This is a genomic window from Campylobacter lari subsp. concheus (assembly GCF_008245025.1).
GTDB lineage: Bacteria > Campylobacterota > Campylobacteria > Campylobacterales > Campylobacteraceae > Campylobacter_D > Campylobacter_D concheus.
Genome location: NZ_CP043426.1, coordinates 654318 through 673609, shown reverse-complemented (window position 1 = coordinate 673609; position 19292 = coordinate 654318). Strand labels below are relative to the sequence as shown.

Genomic DNA, 19292 nt, shown 5'->3' with positions numbered 1-19292 from the left:
ATAAAAAGAATTATTATAGCATTTAAATGTAAAATAATCTTAAAAACGATATAATCAAGCCCTTTAATTTCATATATTCATAGGATGTTCATGACTTATAGGTCTTTACTTAAAAATAATAAAACTTTTCGCCTTTTAGCAATGGTACAATTTATAAGTTATTTTGGTGCATGGTTTTCTCAAGTAGGTGTTTTTACTCTCTTAACCAAAGAGCTACAAGCACCTGCAAATATCATAGGTTTTTCAGCCATTTTTGTTTTTTTACCTTCTATTATACTTGCACCTATAAATGGAGTTATAGTAGATAGATTTAAACCCAAAAATTTATTACTAACAATGATTAGTGTTGAGATGATTTCTATTTTTATGCTAATTTTTGTAAATTCTTTAGCTATGCTTTGGTTTTTATACTTTTTAACCTTTGTGCGCATGGCGGTTGCAAGTATGTATTTTCAAACAGAAATGTCAGTTTTACCTAAAATTTTAACCCCACAAGAATTAAAACTAGGCAATGAGCTTCATAGTATTATATGGGCTGTATCATATGCTTTGGGTATGGGTGCAGCAGGACTTTTTATAGATCTTTTTGGAGTAAAACCAGCCTTTATAGCCGATACTTTAATGCTATTTTGTGCTATGCTTATACTTAAAACTTTAATCTTACCTGATGAAAAAAACACCACGCAAAACAATCTTTTTATACTAATCAAAGAAGGTTTAGTTTATGTATTTAACAATAAAAAAATCATTCATTTGATTTTACTTCATGGAGTTGTAGGTATAACTGCTTATGATGTTTTAATCACTCTTTTAGCTGAATATGAATACGCAAAAGTTATTTCTATACCTCTAGCCATAGGGCTTTCTAATGCTATAAGAGCCATATCTTTACTCATAGGGCCTTATATACTTAGTCCTTATATTAACAAAAATACTTTAGTATATTTATACTTAGCACAAGGTATAGGTATAATGCTTTGGGCTTGTTTGCAATTTAACTTTTATCTTGCCTTTATAGGCTTAGTAATGGCAGGTTTTTGCACTTCATCTTTATGGAGCTATACTTACACACTTTTGCAAAATGATTGCGATAAAAGATACTATGGTAGAGTGATTGCCTATAATGATATGGTGTATTTAACTTTTAGTGCAATTATTGCTTTTTCAACAGGATATTTATTTGAATTTTATGGAGTAAAATTAAGTCATTTTACTTTTGGATTAGGAGTGTGTTTTATCTTTGCGGGGATTTATTGGTGGTGGTTTAATAAAAAATATAATTAATCCACCTTAGAATAATAAACTCCACCCGCTGAAAAGTTTTTTTCAAAATACGCTGTTTCAGGTACAAGATCTGATTTCCCTGGGTATATTCTACCCTCTCTGTTTAATATCCTATGGAAACGCTCCATTAGTCTTATTTTGAAATCTTGATCAAAATAAATCATCATATTTCTTGAAAAAATCACATCAAATTTCCCAAGTTTAAATAAAGAATCATCAAAAACATTACAAAGCTCAAAACGACATCTACAAGCTAAGGTTTCTTTTTTAAGCTGATACATCCTATCTTTTACATCAAAATAACGTGTTTTTTGCATAGTGTTTAATCTAGCTACTGAGCGCTCTGAATATAACATTTCATTGCATTTATCTATCATTTTTTTATTAATGTCTATACCAACTATATTCATACCTTTAACAAAATTTTCGCTTGCTAAAATAGCCAAAGAATACACTTCTTCACCACTTGAACATGGAGCACAAAGCACATTTACAGGCCGATCAAGAGATTTTATATAAAAAATTACATCTTTTAATTGTTCTAATTCTCTAAAAAAATATGTCTCACAAACGGTAATAAAATCCATAGTTTCTTGCTTTAAATTTCTTTGAAACTGTACTTTTTCATTTAATTCACTAAGACTACTTAAACCTAATTCTTGTAAAAATTTAGGTAGTTTTATAGATAAAATATCTTTTTTGGTATTAAGATTGTTTCCACTTATTTGCTCTACTATTTTTATAAAATCACTCATTTCATTTTCTGTAATTTTTATCATCTTTCCATCCTATGATTTGATAAAATTTATTATTTCTTTTTTGAGCTCTATTAAACTCATAGGTTTTAAATTTGGATTAGTATCTCTAGCTTTTTTTGGCATTCCATATACTATAGAATCTGCTTCATTTTCACATAAACATCTCACACCAACCTTATAAAGCTCAAATAAAGATTTAGCACCATCATCACCCATTCCTGTCATAATCAAAGCTAAAATTTTATGATATTTGCAAAGATTTACAGCTGAATGAAACAAAACATCAATTCCTGGATTAAAACTACTTATTTGCTCTGTGGTATTTAATACCAAAGCATTATTTCCACTTAAAACCATATTTCTTTGACAAATATAAATTTTATTTTTTAACACTTCTTTATCATTTGGTATGATGACATCACTTAATGCTTCTTTGTTGAATTGATTTACAAAAGAAGGAATAAAAGCCGGGTTCATATGTTGAGCAATCACTACCGCACAATCTTTAAGTTCTATATCATTTAGTAAAAACTTTAGTTGGCTTGGACCGCCAGTTGAAGAACCAATCAAAATAAGCTTCATTTTTTACCTTAAGTTTAATATTATTATATCAAATTAAATATTTGAAAATATAAAAAATAATTATATACAAGAAAGAAAAATTTTAATTAAATATGATAAAATTAATACTTTAAATTTCAAATGATAAGTGATTATTAAATGTTAAGAGAAAAAATTTACATAGCAAGTGATCATGCTGGCTTTATTTTAAAGCAAGAAATTATCAATTTTTTACAAGAAAAGAATATAAGCTTTGAAGACTTAGGTCCTTTTAGCAATGATCGCTGTGATTATCCTGATTATGCGCATTTATTAAGCTCTAAAATTGATGAAAATAGTTTTGGAATTTTAGTGTGTGGATCAGGTATTGGTATGAGTATAGCAGCAAATCGCCATACAAACATACGCTGTGCTTTATGTAACGAACCTTTAAGTGCTAAACTCTCAAGAGAACATAACGATGCAAATGTTTTAGCCTTAGGAGCTAGACTAACCGGAGTAGATATGGCTTTTGAAATCATCTCAAATTTCATTAATACTTCTTTTAGCGGTGGAAGACATTGCGTGCGAATTAGTAAAATAGAGGCAAAATTATGATTTTAAGTTGGCTTGTATTAACTGTATTAATTTGTGTTAGTATTTATATGACTATTATGTTACTTTATTACAAAACCTTACTCCATAAAGAAAAAATAGCAAAAGAATTCATAAAAAATAATCTTGATGATACTGAAATAGTCATTAGAAAATTACAAGTACAACTTCAAAGAAGTTTGGGTAATATTGACATTTTAACTGAGGAATTAAACAAAAGCAAAGCGGACTTAACCTCTCTTAGAACAAGAAATTCACAATATCGTATCGAAAATGAAAAGTTAAGACAAAGAATCAAAGAATTAGAAGCAAAAATCGAGGCATTACTATGATAAAAAAACAAGATAAAAAATACCTATTAGATAGCATTAGAGCTATTAAGGATTTTCCAAAAGAAGGAATTGTCTTTAGAGATATCACTACTTTATTAAACAACAAAGAAGCGTTTGCATTTTTAATGGATCATTTAGTTGAAAAATACCAAAATGCAAAGCTTGATTATATCGTTGGTATAGAAAGTAGAGGTTTTATTTTTGGAGCTGCGCTAAGCGCTAGATTAAAACTACCTTTTGTGCCTATTAGAAAACCAGGTAAATTACCTTCAAAATGCTTACAAGAATCTTATAGCTTAGAATATGGTAGTGATACCATAGAAATTCATATCGATGCATTTAATAATCAAAAAGCAAATGTTTTGCTCATAGATGATCTTATCGCCACAGGTGGCACGGCTATCGCTGCTGTTAAACTCATAGAAAAACTCAATGCAAAATGCGTTGAAGCTTGTTTTTTACTAGAATTAAAAGATCTTGATGGGGCTAAAGAATTAGCTAAATTAACTTCTGTTTATAGTATTTTAGAGGTATAAAATGGAAGAATTTTTAAAACAACTTTTGTATGATTATAAAAACTGGGCTTATATCATCGTGTTTTTATGGTGCATACTTGAGGGAGAACTTGCGCTTATTTTAGCAGGTATTTTTGCGCATGAAGGCCATGTAAATTTAGGACTTATCATCTTTGTAGCGGGTTTGGGTGGTTTTGTAGGTGATCAAATATATTTTTATATAGGAAGATACAATAAAAAATATATCCAAAAAAAACTTCGTACTCAAAGACGTAAATTTGCTATAGCACATTTACTCTTGCAGCGTTTTGGCTGGCCTATTATTTTCATACAAAGATATATGTATGGCTTTAGAACTATTATACCTATGAGCATAGGACTAACACGCTATAGTGCGAAAAAATTTGCATTTATTAATCTCATTAGTGCTTGGGCTTGGGCTGCCATAACCATTTTACTTGCATGGTTTTTTGGAAAACAAATTTGGCTTGCAGTGGAATGGGCTGGAGATCACTGGTATTTTGCAGTGCCTATTATTGCTTGTTTTTTACTTGCTTTATTTTTAGGTATGAAACAAATAGAAAAATCAATACTTAGAAAAAGGGAACATAAATGATTTTTAATTTTAAAGAAGAAACTATAAATTCTATAAATGCTGACTTTGAAATTATTTTAATACAAGATAAAAAGATAGAGAAATACACTCAAAGTCAAGAACTTTTTAAGCTTTCAAACTATAAAGGTGAAGGAATTTGCATAGATATGCAAAATAAAATTCTTTATAGCGAACTTAAAAGTTTAGAATATGAAGATATAAGACTTACTTTTGCAAATGCTTATAAAGCTTTAAAAAAACTTGAAATTCAAAGTGTTAAAACAAAGAGTGTTGTAGGAACATGCGTAGTAAATAGTTTTAATGCCATGGTTCAAGGATTTACTTTTGGAGCTTATGAGTTTGATAAATACAAAAAAGAAAAAACACAGAGTAAGTTAGAGAATATTTTCATCTCAAAAGATGAAATTAATAACAAAACATATAACCTAGAAGAAGCTTTCATAGGTATCAACTATGGTCAGGTTTTTTCAAATGCTTGTAATTTTGCAAAAAATATTGTTAATGAAATTCCTCAAATTTATACCCCTGCAAAAATGGCTGAAGACGCAATTAATTTAAGTCAAAATGACTACAAGATCTCATGTAAAATTTACGAGAGCGATTTTTTAGAACAAGAAAAAATGCAAGCATTTTTAGCAGTAAATCGTGCATCAATCCATCCTCCAAAACTCATTCATCTTTCATACAAACCACAAAATCCAAAAATGAAAGTAGTGTTTGTAGGCAAAGGACTAACTTATGATAGTGGTGGGCTTAGTTTAAAACCTGCTGATTACATGCTAACGATGAAATCTGACAAAAGTGGTGGTGCAGCTGCAATGGCTGTCATCAAAGGTGCGAGTGAATTAAACCTTGATATAGAAGTACATTCTATCATAGGTGTAACTGAAAACATGATAGGTGGAAATGCTTACAAGCCTGATGATGTGCTTATTTCAAGAGAAGGTGTGAGCATAGAGGTTAGAAATACTGATGCAGAAGGAAGATTAGTTTTAGCAGATTGTCTTTCGTTTGCTCAAGATCTAAAACCTGATTTATTAATAGATCTTGCTACTCTAACTGGAGCTTGCGTAGTAGGACTTGGAGAATACACAAGTGCTATTATGGGAAATAATGAAGATTTGCAAAATGATTTTTTCAAAGTAAGTAAAAAAAGTGGAGATTTGACCACCATTTTACATTTTAATCCACACTTAAAAGAGCTTATAAAATCAAATATAGCAGATGTTAGTAATACCTCTTCAAGTCGTTATGGCGGGGCTATTACAGCGGGATTATTTTTAAATTCTTTCATTAGAGAAGAATACAAAGACAAATGGCTACATTTAGATATCGCAGGGCCAGCCTACTTAGAAAAAGCTTGGGGTTATCATAGCTTTGGTGCAAGTGGAGCAGGTGTTAGAATGTGTCTTTCATATTTACTTTATCTTTCAAGGAATAAAAAATGAGTTTATCAGTTGGTATAGTAGGACTTCCAAATGTCGGAAAATCTACCACTTTTAACGCACTAACAAGAGCACAAAATGCAGAAAGTGCAAACTATCCATTTTGCACCATAGAGCCAAACAAAGCAGTCGTACCTGTACCTGATCATCGTTTAAAAGAGTTAGCAAAAATTGTTAATCCACAAAAAATCATACGTTCAAATATAGAATTTGTTGATATAGCAGGCTTAGTAGCAGGAGCTAGCAAAGGCGAGGGTTTGGGTAATAAATTTTTATCTAACATACGCGAAACTGAGATGATTTTGCATATTGTTCGTTGTTTTGATGATGAAAATATCACCCATGTTGCAGGTAGTGTTGACCCTGTGCGTGATGTGCAAATCATAGAAACAGAGCTTATATTAGCAGATATAGAGCAACTTAGTAAAAAAATAGAAAAACTCACCAAAGGTGCAAAAGCTAACGAAAAAGGTGCAAAAGAAAGTCTAGCTTTAGCTAATGAACTTTTAGAGTATTTAAATCAAAATAACAGTGCAAGCTCATTTCCAAATAAAAACGAAGTTTATCATGCTCTTATAAAAGAACTAAGATTGCTTTCAGCTAAGGAAGTGATATATGGAGCAAATGTAGACGAAAATTCCCTTTTAGAAGATAATGAATTTGTAAAAAACCTCAAAGAATTTGCAGCAAAATCAGGTCATGAGGTTATCAAACTTTGCTCTAAAATAGAAGAGGAAATGATAGCTTTAAGCGATGAGGAACATTTTGAGTTTTTAAAATCTTTAGGGATTGAACGTAGTGGACTTGAGGTGGTTATACGCACAGCATTTTCAAAACTTAATCTAATTAGTTATTTTACCGCAGGTCAAATAGAAGTGAGATCATGGACTATACAAAGAGGTTGGAAAGCACCAAAAGCAGCAAGCGTGATCCATAATGATTTTGAAAAAGGTTTTATCAAAGCTGAAGTGATTTCTTATGAAGATTATATCGCTTGTAAAGGCGAAAGTGGTGCCAAAGAAGCAGGAAAACTACGTCTTGAAGGAAAAGATTATATCGTACAAGATGGTGATGTAATGCATTTTAGATTTAATATTTAATTCAAATTGCAAGCTATTTTAGCTTGCAATCTCAAAAATACACCCCACCACTTAAATACAATTTCATTCTATAATCATCATCATATTTATATTGATGTAACGCTCTTGCCCCATCAAGCTTTATGTAATATTCATTAGTTTTATTATAAAGTATTTGTAAACCCACTGCATCTAAAAAATGTTCATCTGCTAATCTATCCCTGAGTCTTTTTCATACCAAGCATACCCTATATCATAAAAAGGTGTAAAATAAAAATTAGTATTTGGTATATTTATTCTTATACCAAAGTTGGCCACTATGGTATTATCTCCATCACCCTCACCATTATCATAAGCTCTTACTCCATAAGCACCACCTAAAGATGAACTCTCAGAAGAATCTAATTCAAAATTTCCTAATACCTTTTGATAGTTTATATTTAAAGTATGAGTAATATACTCATTAATACTATAATAATTATTCACACTAGCATTGAGTTTTCTAAACCAGCCAAAGCCTTTACTATTTGTATCAAGAATTAAACCACCTATTTTAGTGCCATCATCGCTTACCTTACCTATACTAACCTTAACACTATAACTTAAGGTATTATTTTCAAATCCTCTAAATAAACCTTCTAAACCCATACTTCCAACATTAGAACTTTTATCAAATGTTAAAAAACCTCCACTTGTATCACTAAGTTCTTTATGATATATACTAGAAGTAAAGTATAAAGATGAATAAGTATTAATCCATACAGGATAAGAAAAATCTATACCGAAATTTTTAGAAGTACCATAAAACCCAGCATCCTTATATTTATCACCTAAAGAATAAGATCCTTGAGATATACTTGGAGTAACTTTTAAATTACCTAAAAAGAAAGTATAATTAGCTCCATAGTTAACTTGTTTTTCATTACTTGATTGTAGGTAAAAATTATAATAATCACCCATATTAAATATAGAATTAAATCCCATACTAATACCAGCTCTTATATTACCCGCACTTTCAATGCCATAATTATCAGCATATAATAATACATTAGCTTTAGTATCAGGTTCTACTTCTATTACTACATCAGTTTCTCCCACATTCTCTCCTGCTTGTAAACCTGCTAGGGTTTGTACTCCATACATTTCATTGACTTTATATACACTATCTTCTATTAATTTAGTAGAGATAATCTTACCTTTAATTCTTTCATTAAGTTTACTTTCTATAAAATGATCTTTTATAGTAGTTTTATTTTTTATTATATACTTACCTAATGTTCCTAAGGCTATATTTATTTGCACACTATCTTCAAATTCTTGTTGTGGCACATAAGCTGTTGCAGCAGGATAGCCATTAACTTGGAAATAATATGCAATAATATTGGATATATCTTGTAAATCTTGTAAGCTAAATTTTCTAGCACTAAAATCACTAACTAGGTTTTGTAAATCTTGCTCATTAATACCTAGTTTTCCAAAGCTAGTATCTTTATTAACAATAACAAATTTATACTTAGTTATAATCTTTTTAGTATCATTTGTGTTGATATTGGTTTGATTGTTTGAGTTGGTAAGATTATTGCTAGTTGCATTAGAGTTGGCTTTATCTTCTTGTTTGAATTTTTCTTTTAGAGCTTTCTTTTTTTCTTCAAAGTCTTTTTTAGCTTCCTTTGTTTTTTCATAATCTTGTTTAGTTTTTAGATTTTCTTTAATGGCTTTGTTTTGTGGAATATTTCTATCAGGAGATAATTCTATAATCTTTTCCATATCATTTTTAGTTATAGTAATACTTCCTTCATTAGCATAGATTAAAGAACTAATTGCTATGGTACTAAGTAAGAATTTTTTCATGATGATTAATCCTTTTTGTATTTATAGTTTTTATTAATTTGTTTTGTTATTAAATGATGAAATATTGTTTGATATAAACTTTTTTATTTTGCTAGGATATAGCTATCCTAGCAAAGTATTTTATAATCCTCCAACAGCACAAGGATTCATAGTTTTAAAATTATCACTTACTATACAAGTTCTATTTTTTTGCATCATTGCTGTTTCTTCTACTTCTTTTTCTTCTTTTTCTTCTTCTACAGTTTCATCACCTATTAAGTTGAAAGAAGCAGTTTGCTCAAATTCTAAATCATTATCAGGAAGTTCTGGTTTATTTGGATCTTCTCCGCCCCCACCTTCTTCTGTGATTTGATCTAGTTTTGGGTTAGTGTTTAAAATAACATTTGCAAAAGCACCAATAATTTTAAAGTGACCATTAGAATCTTTACTAGCTTTATCTTGCCATAATTTTAAAGTGTTTTGATTTAATCCTATTTCACTAGCTAATACATCACTTTCACTCATTAAAGTATTGATTTGATTTTTTAGTGTAATAAATTCTGGATCGCTTTCATTTGCCAATCCCTTATTAATCAATGCTACATAGTTATTGTAAGCTTTAATAAGTGTATCAAGTTCTTTTTGTTTAGCAAGCAATATATTTAATTTATCATTTGTAGCATTAACTAAATCTTTTAATTGGGTATTGATAAATAGTAAAAGCTCTGTCTTATTTTTATTGAAAGTATTAAATTTATCACTAGCTTTTTTATAATCTGTACTAAATTTTTCCAATATATCTTGCATACCGCTTTGTCCATATAAAGCTTCTAAAAAGGCAATGCTTTGTTGTATTTCTTCTGAAACACCTTGTAATTTAAGATCTTTAATATCTATCCAATATGTTCCATTGTATATTTCATCAAGCCATTTATTTAAATCATTTGCACTAATTACATCATCACTTTCTAAAACAACATCAGGGTCGGTAGTAGGTTTAGATGGAGAATTAATATCAAAATCTTTTGCAAAAACTAAATTTCCATTTTTATCTTTATGCAATCCATCTTTATCTAACTCTGCTGATACTTTATTTTCAAAATCAGTATAACCTGAATTTGTATTGGTATATGTGTGGATAACTCTATTTCCTTGCCAAAAACCTTGATTATCAATATTATTTGCTAATTCTCCAGCTTTATGATAAACATGGATATTATTAAAAGTATGAACACCACTAATAGCAAATGAAAATATATCTGCTATAAATTTTCCATTATTATTTATTTTCGCTTTGGGATGAAAAAACATATATATATTTTCGATATTTGATTTAGGATAATAAGAACCCCAAGGATCTAAGATCCCTCCCGCAAAACCTCCTGAAAAAACTTTATAATCAATAACACCACTAGCATAAATATTTTTAATATCATTAATGATAATATTTTTTATATCTCCATAAACAACAGCACCCGCAAAGCCTCCAGCATAAGAAGATCCATACATAGTATGTACACTATCACCATTACTACTTATGCTATCTATGTGATTTAAAACAATATTACTTGCGTTAGCATATTCTACAACACCTGCGAAGCCTCCAACATAAGCAAAATTATCATGACCATTTCCACTAATATTATTTATATGATTTATAGTAACATTACTTATACTACCATTATCTTGTCTTCCTAAAAATCCTCCAACATTAACTCCTCCATTTTTATTATCACTGCTACCACTAATTTCATTTATATTACTTAAAATAACATTTTTAATAATAGATTGATCGCTTAATCCAGCAAACCCACCAACATAAATTTCTATATTTTTATTATTACTATTTCCAATAATTTTGCCAATATTATTTAATTTAACATTCTCCACAATAGTAGAAATATATCCAGCAAACCCACCAACAAAAGAACTACTATAAGTAGAATTGTCATTAATAGTATTATTGTTATTAACAATACTACTAATATTACTTAAAGATATATTTGTAATATTACCAATATAATCTATTTTGCCAACAAAACCCCCAACATATTCTCCATTAGATTTTATAGAACCATTCATATAATCAATATTTATATTTTTAAATACTGCTCCTTTTGAGCTTCCAAATAAACCAACATTCATATTTTTATCAGAAGATAATACAGTAGTATCTATATTGATATTTTTTAAAGTATAACCTTGTCCATCAAAAGATTTATCAAAAGATTTTAAATAATTCCAATCATATCCATTTCCTACTATCATAGAAGTACAACCAAGACCATCTATACAATAATTAGCATAGTTTTTACCTTGATTACCACCAAAGTCTATAGAATTTATCAATCGATATTCATTGGCGGTATTTCTAAATTGTTCGTTTTCATTCCAACCTTTTGCAAAGTGCCACCAATCTATATCACTTCCTATACTGACAAATTTTTCAATATTTTTTGCATTGGTTAGATAATTTCCTTTTACGAAGTTAGCTTTATTGTATTTATTTACATTATTATAATAATCTACAGAACTAATATATACATGAGATTTATCTAAAGCACTAATAAAATTATAATCAGACTGAATTATAGATTTTCCAAAATCCACAAAAACTTCATTCCCCACTAAATGTGTTTTAGATTTTTCATTACCTAACTTGCCACCTTGTATATCTACCTTATTTCCTATAAGCAACACATCATTTGCATTAATATTACCCATATTTACTACATTACCTGCTTTGTGTGTTTTAAATACAGGTGAAAAGCTTAAACCTTCATTAAAGCTTTTTAAGTTGGCAAATGCTTTCATATTATCATCACTCATAGAAGAAGTTGAAGCTACAAAGCGATTAGCGTTAATGGTTCCTGTTTTAGTAATGATTACTCCATTAGGATTAATTAAAAACACATTATTGCCACTTGCATTTAATATACCTTCTATAGTAGATTTACTAGTACCATGAGCAATATTTAAGTAGTTTTTATTCGAGCCATTGAAGTTTACTTGCTCATTCTTGCCTATATTAAATCCTCCACCCCATTGTATGACGGAGTTTGTTCCATTGCCCATAATATTCATATTATTACCACTAGTACTTATACTTCCACTAGTTCCATGAGTAAATTTACCTCCACTAGGTAAAGCCATTAGTGGAGAAAAAAGCATTGATACTGTTATACCTGAAAGTATTATATGATTTGAGAGTTTGTATGTTTTCATCATTAATCCTTTTAGTTTTTATTTAAATTTACTACTATGCTTTTTGCATCATTACTTACACTTAGAGTATATTTAGCTTTTTGTACTTTTGCTTTGATATTTTTGTGTAAGCTTTTATTGTTTTTTACTAAGACATTTAATAAGCTTTGTAAATCTTCTTGATTTAAATGCTTATTATTTTCATCTACAAAGCCTTTTTCACTTTGCATTAAGATAAAACTTTTGTTTTTTACATTGTTATTAGTGTAGATATTAATAGAACTTTCTTTGCTTATATTTATTTTTTCTTTGGTACTTAGATAAGTTTTAACATTATCTTTTAAGATAAAACTATAATGATCAAAGTTATTTACCATATTAGCTTTTATGTTTGTATTTAATATTAAATGATTATTGGTGTTGTTTTTATGATCTAAAGCTTTATAGCTAAAAGAATTTTCATTTTTTAAAGATAAAATATTTCCTGCTAATACATCAATATTTGTATTTTTAAAGATATTAGTATCACCACTTAAATATAAGGTATTATTATAGCTTTTATCATTGATATTATAAGTAGCCGAAGGAGCTATAAATATAGCTTCTTGATTTTTATACTCATCTATATTTAAATTATTTATATGGATATAATTATCATGGGTGTTTTTAGAAATACCAGCAACAATAATTACACTACCTTCTCTTTTATCAGAAGCTGTTCCAAGTGTTACATTATCAAATATAAAATCATTATTAGAGCTTTCTTCTTCAGCTTTAATAATATAAACATTATCATGTGCTGCAGAAGAATAATCTTTGATATTTAAAATATTATCATTTGCGCTTTGATTAGCTCTTAGAATAATTTTAGAACCTTTATCAATATTAGAAGCATTTGATAAAGATTGCACCATGTTGTATTTAATAGTATTTTTTTCTAAATTATCAGCTTCTATAATAGTGGTTAGATTTCTACCTGATTTTACATTATCTAAAACTATACTATTAGCATTAGCACTACTTGCATAATAATCTTTATTATCTAAAGTAGCTTTGCTTACTCCATATAAATATAAAGGCATAGCGATATTTGAGTTTTTAATAACAATGCTATTATTATTTGCTTTAGAGCTTAGAGTTTTTGCTGCTGTAATTTGAATTTTATCTTGATAGTTTTCAACAATAAGATCTTGAGTTAAATCACCTTTAATAATAATATTATTTCTATTAGCACCTTTTGTTGCTACTCCACCATAAAGATTAAATTCATTTTTACCAGTCGGATTAGAATTGATTTCAAATGGAGCATGAAGGTTAATATTAATATTATTATCATTAGCTACACCATTACTGGTAGCTCCCCCATATAAATCCAATAAAGCTCTTACTTCAATATTAGCATTTAAGTTGAGCAATGTTTGGAGATTTTTTATATCTATATTATTTTTATAAGCATTTCCTTGTATGATTTTAGCACCATAAATTTCTCCTTGTAAAATAGCATTATAAGCTAATGGGGTATTTTTAGTATCTACTCTTAAATCTAGTTTTAAATCATTAATCAATACACTATTATTACTTACTTCATAACTTTGATTGTTATTTACATCTACAAAAGTTCCAGCTAAGTGAGTAGCAGCTGAAGTAGAATAAGCTCCACTTGGACCATGTACTAATAAAGAAGCTCCATCAATGATCACTTTATTATTTTTAGCATTACCATTATATACCATAGCACCGACAATATGTGTCATTCTTTCATCAAATATATTAGCACCTAAAGAGCTTTGTTTATAAGGAGTAGTATGAAAATCTATTCTTACTCCCTTATTTAATATCACACTATTATTATTAGCATTAGCATCAATTCCAAAAGCACCTACAATATAAGGAGCGCCATTTAAAGGCAAGGTATAAGTATTTTCAACACCCATATTTACATAGGCATCTTTTAAGAAATTTAATGTATTGTTATTTACTTCACCCTTTCTTGCTATAGCTGGAGTGATTAAAAAATTATATTTATTATCCAAACCACTAGCTTGAGGATTAGCTACTTCTTTATCTGTAGGTTTTAAATAATATACTGAAGATAATTCTCCTGCTTTTAATACCAAAGTATTATTATTAGCTTTAGCATTGAAAGTATAAGCAGAAACTAAAAAAGGTATATAACTTATTTGAGAGGCATTGATATTATTAGCTGCATAAGAATTATGATAACCATTAACTACAAAAATATCTTCTTTAATACTTGGTGTAAGTATGTCTTGTTTAAAATACATATCATTCATTTTAGAATGAGCTTTATCTTTAGGATTATCATAAATTAAAGTAATATTTGAAAGGTTTTTATTGCTAGCCATTTGGCCATAAAAATTTTTACCACTTAAGAGTTTGTAAGCATTAAGATTATAATCATATACATCATTATTACTAAATTTATGTTCTTTGATTATATAAGTATTAGAAGTTTTATCATAATCTGCTTCAGTAGCAGCTTCTAAAGAACTTAGTGAAAAAATAGCAAATAAGGAAAGTTTTAAAAGATTAGAGGATTTATAGTTTTTTAAAGAAGTTAAAAAACGAAAATTATCGTTCCCCCCCCCAGTGGAGTGTTTTTTATACATATTTTTATCCATTGAAACAAGTCCTTTCAAAAAAATATTTAATATATTGATTGATTATTTATCTCATTAGAATTAGTAATAATAATTACTAACAAACTATTAATATACTAAGAATATTATTATTTTATTTATAAATTTAAGCTTAAGTATAATTTAAGAGAAAAAGTATCTTAAATTATTGAGTTTTTGCTTTAAGGTACTGAAATTATGTTTATGTGTTGGAAAATATTTAAATTTTCAATTGTAAAATATAAATAAAATAAGCTTATTTAAAAGCTATGAAAGTTTCAAAATTTACCCATTTAAAGACACTTTCTACTTTAGAAAATCCTGCCTTTTTAAGCATAGCTATGTTTTCATTTTGAGTATAAGGTATGAGAATATTTTCTAAGGCTTCTCTTTTACTTGAAATTTCTAGCTTACTATAACCTTGCTCTAATTTATATTGCTCATAAATTTGTATCATTTTTTTAGCTATTTTGACATCTTCATAAAGAATTTTTTCACTAAGAACAAACATACCATTTTCATTTAAGTTTTGATAGATTTTATCAACTAATTCTTGTCTTTTAGGTGGGCGGATAAACTGTAAAGTATAAGTAGCTATAAAAACATCATTTATAAAAAACTCAAAATCATCTAAATTTTTTTGATAAAAATCCACCCTAGCACCAAAGGCTTGGCATTTACTTTTAGCAATCTCTAGCATAGCATTAGCCTCATCAACCCCACTTAAAAGAAAATCTTTTCTTTTTTCATAAAGTGCAAGCAATAAACTAGCCGTAGAACAACCAAGATCACAAATTCTCGCATTTTGTGGTGCAAAATGATCTATAAGTTCGACTATGAGTTTTAAATTTTGTGTATAAAAAGGCACAGATCTTGACACCATATCATCAAAAACACTTGCTACACTTTTATCAAATTCAAATTGTTTTTCTAAGGGTTTTTTAAAAATTTCATCTTTCATTTAATTTTCCTAAAATTTCCTTTGCTTTGTTAATATCTTTACTAATTTGTGCTTTTAATAAAGCTAAGTCATTAAATTTCTCATTAGATCTTATATAGTCAATGAAATTTAACTCCACTGATTTTACATTTGTGTTTGTGAAATTTTCATCTAAAATATGTGTTTCTAAAGCAAAATTTTCATCAGTAGATCTTATACCTATAAAACTTACACTATGATAACTTTTATTTTCAATCTTTACTAAAGTCGCATATACACCATCTTTGGGTAAAAAGAAGTCTTTTGTGTATAAATTTAAAGTTGCAAAAAGCTCTTTGGCGCCTATGCCTTGACCTTTGATGATATTTGCTTGTATAACATAAAATCTACCTAGGAAATTTTTAGCTTCTTTAACTTTAGCTTCTTTGAGTAAAGTTTTAATCATACTTGTATGAACACTTTTGTTTTGAATTTTAAACTCATCTACGATGATGGTGTTTATACCACAAAGGCTTTGTATGTCTTTGGCGCTACATTTTCTTTCTTTGCCAAATTTAAAATCATACCCTACGATGATTTTTTCTAGCTTGGGAAATTCTTGCTTTAAAAGTTTTAAAAAATCCTCACCTTTATAATCTTTGATTTTATCAAAATCACAAAAAATCAAAGGAAAATCAACTAAATTTGTTCTAAAATCCTTGGGCGTTAGGGTTTCTTTTTCCTCTTTAGTAATGATAAACAAAGCTCCATTTTCATCTAAATGCTTAAAAAGCTCAAAATGTCCCAAATGCATACCATCAAAACGCCCTATGGCTAAATTTGTGATCTTAGTTTTTTCTATAAGCGTAGAAAAACTCAACATTACCTTCTTTTCCTTTTAAGTGTGACTCTTGATTTGCTTGTAAGATCCAGCCAAGCTTTGCACAAGCTTTTTCAAAGCTTTCTTTGGCAACTTTAATAGCTTTGGCATCTTTTACTACTCCATTTTTATCGCGCTTAACGTTTTTACCTACTTCAAATTGAGGTTTAAAAAGCAAGATAATAAGATCTTTAGCAAGTTTATCTATATGATAAATCAAATACGTTAAAGATATAAAACTCACATCGCAAGTGATAACATCATATAAAATTTCACTTTTAAACTCACGTAAATCGGTATTTTCACAAATTTGGATATTTTCTAAATTCCTTAAGCTTTCATGAAGTTGATTAGAACCCACATCTAAAGCGGTGATATGTTTAGCATTATTTTGATGTAAAATTTGCACAAAGCCTCCAGTCGATGAGCCTATATCTAAACAAATTTTATCTTTTATAGCAAATGTATGATCTTGTAAAAAATGCTTGAGCTTAAAAGCAGCTCTGCTTACAAAAAGCTCTTCTAAAAGTGTGAGTTTTAAACTCTCATCTTCTAAAGGATTTTGGCAAGTGATTTTAAAAGAGGTTTTTTTAAACTCGCCATTGAGTAAAATTTGCTTGTTTTCTATAAGCTCACAAGCTTTATTACGAGAAATGTTTAGTTTTGTACTTACAAAAACATCAAACCTCATCATCACCGCCCAAAAGAGCATTAAACTCAGCTTCATTAATACATTTAACCCCTAAGCTTTGAGCCTTTTCAAGCTTTGAGCCTGCTTCGCTTCCATATAATACAAAGTCAGTTTTTTTAGATACACTAGAGCTTACTTTCGCTCCAAAGCTTTCGATTAGCTCTTTAAAATAATCACGTGATTTACTTAAAGTTCCTGTGATAACAAAGGTTTTATTAGAAATATTATCATTTACAATAAGCTCTTTTTTCTCATCCTCTAAATGTAAAATTTCATAAAAATGCTTAATACGATTTGCATTGACATGAGTAAATTCTTCTAAGCTTTTAGCCATTTGCTCGCCAAAACCTTCTAAATTTGAATAAGCTTCATAGCTTTGCATAAACCATTCAAAGCCAAAAGATTGCGCTAGCTTTTTAGCTGCTACTTCGCCAATATGCTCTATACCCAAAGCAGTGATAAACCTTGATAAAGAGCATTTTTTTGCATTTTCAATGGCACTTAGAAGGTTGTTGATTTTTTTCTCTTTAAAGCCTTCTAAGCCTTCAAAATCGCTATATTTTAAAAAAAATATGCTTTCTATATTAGTGATTTTTCCTTCTTTAAACAAAAGCTCTACAATATTTTCTCCAAGGCCGTCTATATTTAAACACTTTTTAGATACAAAATGTATGATAGAATTTACAAGTCTTGCTTTACAGTCTAAATTTTGACATTTTAAAAAAGCACCTTCATCTAAAAGCTCGCTTAAACACTCAGGACAAAGAGTTGGTTTGGCAATTTGGCTTTCTAAGCCATCGCGCCTTTGAGTAAAAACTTTAGTGATTTTGGGTATGACATCTCCGCTTCTTATCACACTTACACTATCGCCTATCATCACTCCCAATCTAGTTATCTCATCAAAATTATGCAAGGTTGCAGACTTTACCACAACCCCATCTAAATTTACAGGTTCTAATACTGCCACAGGAGTGATCACCCCACTTCTTCCAACTTGTAAATTAACCCCCAGTAAGGTTGTAGTTTTTTCCAAAGCAGGAAATTTAAACGCAGCCATAAATTTTGGAAATTTCACGGTATAACCCAAAAGCTTACAATGAGCTAAATCATCTACTCTTACAACCATACCATCCATCATCATAGGCTTTTGATCTCTTTTTTCTAAAAGCTCGTGGTATTTTTCTAAAACCTCATCTAAAGTTTTTACACAAAAAACAAAATCATCTTTTAAAAAACCAAGACTTCTTACAAACTCCATCACTTCAGAGTGCTTGCTAAATTCTAAAGAATTCTCCCCTACTCCCCAAGGATAAAATTTTAAATTTCTTTCTTTTGTAATGCTTGTATCAAGCTGTCTTAAAGAGCCACTTGCTGCGTTGCGTGGGTTTGCAAATAAGCTCAAGCCATCTTTAGCTCTTTTTTCATTGATTTTTTCAAAATCTTCTTTTAAAATCACTACTTCACCGCGAATTTCTATCTTTTTTTTATAAGGAATTTTTTGAGGTATATTTGATATTTCTTTTACATTTAAAGTAATATCCTCGCCTACTTCTCCATCGCCCCTTGTAGCACCACTGATTAAAATACCATTTTCATAAGTAAGATTTAAACTCGCTCCATCAAACTTAGGCTCTATAAAAAAATCAAACTCACATTTAGCTCTTTTTGCCCAAGCTCTAAGCTCAGCTTCATCAAAAACATCTTCCATAGACCACATTTTTGCACTATGTGCAAGTTTGTGAAATTCACTTTGTATAATAGGAGCGATATTTTGCGTAGGAGAATCTTTAGAAATCTTTTCTTGATGAAGCGTTTCAAATGCTTTTAACTCTCTTATAAGTTTATCATATTCTTCATCGCTTGCTAAAGGCTCATCGTCTTCATAATAAGCCCTCATCCATTCTTTTGCTAATTTTACCTTTTCTAAATACTCTTGATAAGTCAT

17 protein-coding genes are annotated in these 19292 nt (G+C 29.0%); 7 read left to right on the top strand and 10 right to left on the bottom strand.

Translation table 11 applies throughout. The annotated features are described in order from the left end of the window. Positions 1–90: 90 nt before the first annotated feature. Complete coding sequence (locus CLCT_RS03525; RefSeq protein ID WP_039668319.1) at positions 91–1284, top strand: MFS transporter; 1194 nt, start codon at positions 91–93, stop codon at positions 1282–1284. On the opposite strand, the gene CLCT_RS03520 is transcribed toward CLCT_RS03525, so the two are convergent. Both CLCT_RS03520 and CLCT_RS03515 read right to left on the bottom strand, forming a co-directional pair. Then, positions 1281–2063 carry a CheR family methyltransferase gene (locus CLCT_RS03520; protein ID WP_039668318.1) on the bottom strand — a complete coding sequence of 261 codons (783 nt, stop codon included), beginning with the start codon at positions 2061–2063 and terminating at the stop codon, positions 1281–1283. The two genes, CLCT_RS03525 and CLCT_RS03520, sit on opposite strands and share 4 nt — an antisense overlap. A gap of 9 nt (positions 2064–2072) precedes the next feature. Next, on the bottom strand, positions 2073–2624 hold the full coding sequence (locus CLCT_RS03515) for an MCP protein-glutamate methylesterase (protein WP_039668317.1): 552 nt from the start codon (positions 2622–2624) through the stop codon (positions 2073–2075). A gap of 138 nt (positions 2625–2762) precedes the next feature. Between CLCT_RS03515 and rpiB the strand changes: the two genes are divergently transcribed. The 6 genes from rpiB to ychF are packed head-to-tail and all read left to right on the top strand — an operon-like array spanning position 2763 to position 7205. Next, positions 2763–3200, top strand: coding sequence for a ribose 5-phosphate isomerase B (gene rpiB / locus CLCT_RS03510; protein WP_039668316.1), 438 nt, complete (start codon positions 2763–2765; stop codon positions 3198–3200). Continuing rightward, the gene (locus CLCT_RS03505; RefSeq protein ID WP_039668315.1) at positions 3197–3529 is read left to right on the top strand and encodes a hypothetical protein; all 333 of its coding nucleotides are present in this window, start codon (positions 3197–3199) and stop codon (positions 3527–3529) included. Before rpiB ends, CLCT_RS03505 begins: the two co-directional genes overlap by 4 nt. Further along, positions 3520–4065, top strand: a complete 546-nt coding sequence (gene apt / locus CLCT_RS03500; protein WP_371819228.1) for an adenine phosphoribosyltransferase — start codon at positions 3520–3522, stop codon at positions 4063–4065. The genes CLCT_RS03505 and apt overlap by 10 nt, the downstream gene beginning before the upstream one ends. Before the next feature lies 1 nt (position 4066). Then, positions 4067–4660 carry a DedA family protein gene (locus tag CLCT_RS03495; RefSeq protein ID WP_039668313.1) on the top strand — a complete coding sequence of 198 codons (594 nt, stop codon included), beginning with the start codon at positions 4067–4069 and terminating at the stop codon, positions 4658–4660. Next, complete coding sequence (locus CLCT_RS03490; protein ID WP_149062265.1) at positions 4657–6108, top strand: leucyl aminopeptidase; 1452 nt, start codon at positions 4657–4659, stop codon at positions 6106–6108. Before CLCT_RS03495 ends, CLCT_RS03490 begins: the two co-directional genes overlap by 4 nt. Then, positions 6105–7205, top strand: a complete 1101-nt coding sequence (gene ychF / locus CLCT_RS03485) for a redox-regulated ATPase YchF (protein WP_149062264.1) — start codon at positions 6105–6107, stop codon at positions 7203–7205. The genes CLCT_RS03490 and ychF overlap by 4 nt, the downstream gene beginning before the upstream one ends. A 31-nt stretch (positions 7206–7236) precedes the next feature. Here the strand turns inward: ychF and CLCT_RS07770 are convergent, their stop codons facing one another. The 8 genes from CLCT_RS07770 to ligA form a co-directional block, all read right to left on the bottom strand. Continuing rightward, positions 7237–7371 (bottom strand): hypothetical protein, encoded by a 135-nt coding sequence (locus tag CLCT_RS07770; protein WP_282958262.1) that lies wholly within the window; start codon positions 7369–7371, stop codon positions 7237–7239. Between the two features lie 23 nt (positions 7372–7394). After that, positions 7395–9035, bottom strand: coding sequence for a ShlB/FhaC/HecB family hemolysin secretion/activation protein (locus CLCT_RS03480; protein WP_249040756.1), 1641 nt, complete (start codon positions 9033–9035; stop codon positions 7395–7397). A gap of 120 nt (positions 9036–9155) precedes the next feature. Next, positions 9156–12239 (bottom strand): two-partner secretion domain-containing protein, encoded by a 3084-nt coding sequence (locus tag CLCT_RS03475; protein WP_170230432.1) that lies wholly within the window; start codon positions 12237–12239, stop codon positions 9156–9158. 11 nt (positions 12240–12250) lie between these two features. Next, positions 12251–14860, bottom strand: a complete 2610-nt coding sequence (locus CLCT_RS03470) for a hypothetical protein (RefSeq protein WP_149062262.1) — start codon at positions 14858–14860, stop codon at positions 12251–12253. A gap of 253 nt (positions 14861–15113) precedes the next feature. Beyond that, positions 15114–15818, bottom strand: coding sequence for a carboxy-S-adenosyl-L-methionine synthase CmoA (gene cmoA / locus CLCT_RS03465; RefSeq protein WP_149062261.1), 705 nt, complete (start codon positions 15816–15818; stop codon positions 15114–15116). Continuing rightward, entirely contained in the window at positions 15808–16659 is an 852-nt protein-coding gene (locus CLCT_RS03460; RefSeq protein WP_039668307.1) for a bifunctional riboflavin kinase/FAD synthetase, read from the bottom strand. The genes cmoA and CLCT_RS03460 overlap by 11 nt, the downstream gene beginning before the upstream one ends. Continuing rightward, positions 16625–17347, bottom strand: coding sequence for a 23S rRNA (cytidine-2'-O)-methyltransferase TlyA (gene tlyA, locus CLCT_RS03455; protein WP_149062776.1), 723 nt, complete (start codon positions 17345–17347; stop codon positions 16625–16627). Before tlyA ends, CLCT_RS03460 begins: the two co-directional genes overlap by 35 nt. Beyond that, positions 17337–19292 carry an NAD-dependent DNA ligase LigA gene (gene ligA, locus CLCT_RS03450; RefSeq protein ID WP_149062260.1) on the bottom strand — a complete coding sequence of 652 codons (1956 nt, stop codon included), beginning with the start codon at positions 19290–19292 and terminating at the stop codon, positions 17337–17339. Before ligA ends, tlyA begins: the two co-directional genes overlap by 11 nt.

Excerpts from the sequence above, each read along its gene's own strand:
- CLCT_RS03480 (WP_249040756.1), bottom strand. The coding sequence starts at position 9,035 with ATGAAAAAATTCTTACTTAGTACCATAGCAATTAGTTCTTTAATCTAT.
- CLCT_RS03525 (WP_039668319.1), top strand. The coding sequence starts at position 91 with ATGACTTATAGGTCTTTACTTAAAAATAATAAAACTTTTCGCCTTTTA.
- CLCT_RS03490 (WP_149062265.1), top strand. The coding sequence starts at position 4,657 with ATGATTTTTAATTTTAAAGAAGAAACTATAAATTCTATAAATGCTGAC.
- cmoA (WP_149062261.1), bottom strand. The coding sequence starts at position 15,818 with ATGAAAGATGAAATTTTTAAAAAACCCTTAGAAAAACAATTTGAATTT.
- tlyA (WP_149062776.1), bottom strand. The coding sequence starts at position 17,347 with ATGAGGTTTGATGTTTTTGTAAGTACAAAACTAAACATTTCTCGTAAT.
- CLCT_RS03475 (WP_170230432.1), bottom strand. The coding sequence starts at position 12,239 with ATGAAAACATACAAACTCTCAAATCATATAATACTTTCAGGTATAACA.
- CLCT_RS03505 (WP_039668315.1), top strand. The coding sequence starts at position 3,197 with ATGATTTTAAGTTGGCTTGTATTAACTGTATTAATTTGTGTTAGTATT.
- CLCT_RS03460 (WP_039668307.1), bottom strand. The coding sequence starts at position 16,659 with ATGTTGAGTTTTTCTACGCTTATAGAAAAAACTAAGATCACAAATTTA.
- CLCT_RS03515 (WP_039668317.1), bottom strand. The coding sequence starts at position 2,624 with ATGAAGCTTATTTTGATTGGTTCTTCAACTGGCGGTCCAAGCCAACTA.
- rpiB (WP_039668316.1), top strand. The coding sequence starts at position 2,763 with ATGTTAAGAGAAAAAATTTACATAGCAAGTGATCATGCTGGCTTTATT.
- ligA (WP_149062260.1), bottom strand. The coding sequence starts at position 19,292 with ATGACTTATCAAGAGTATTTAGAAAAGGTAAAATTAGCAAAAGAATGG.
- CLCT_RS03495 (WP_039668313.1), top strand. The coding sequence starts at position 4,067 with ATGGAAGAATTTTTAAAACAACTTTTGTATGATTATAAAAACTGGGCT.
- CLCT_RS03470 (WP_149062262.1), bottom strand. The coding sequence starts at position 14,860 with ATGGATAAAAATATGTATAAAAAACACTCCACTGGGGGGGGGAACGAT.
- CLCT_RS03520 (WP_039668318.1), bottom strand. The coding sequence starts at position 2,063 with ATGATAAAAATTACAGAAAATGAAATGAGTGATTTTATAAAAATAGTA.
- ychF (WP_149062264.1), top strand. The coding sequence starts at position 6,105 with ATGAGTTTATCAGTTGGTATAGTAGGACTTCCAAATGTCGGAAAATCT.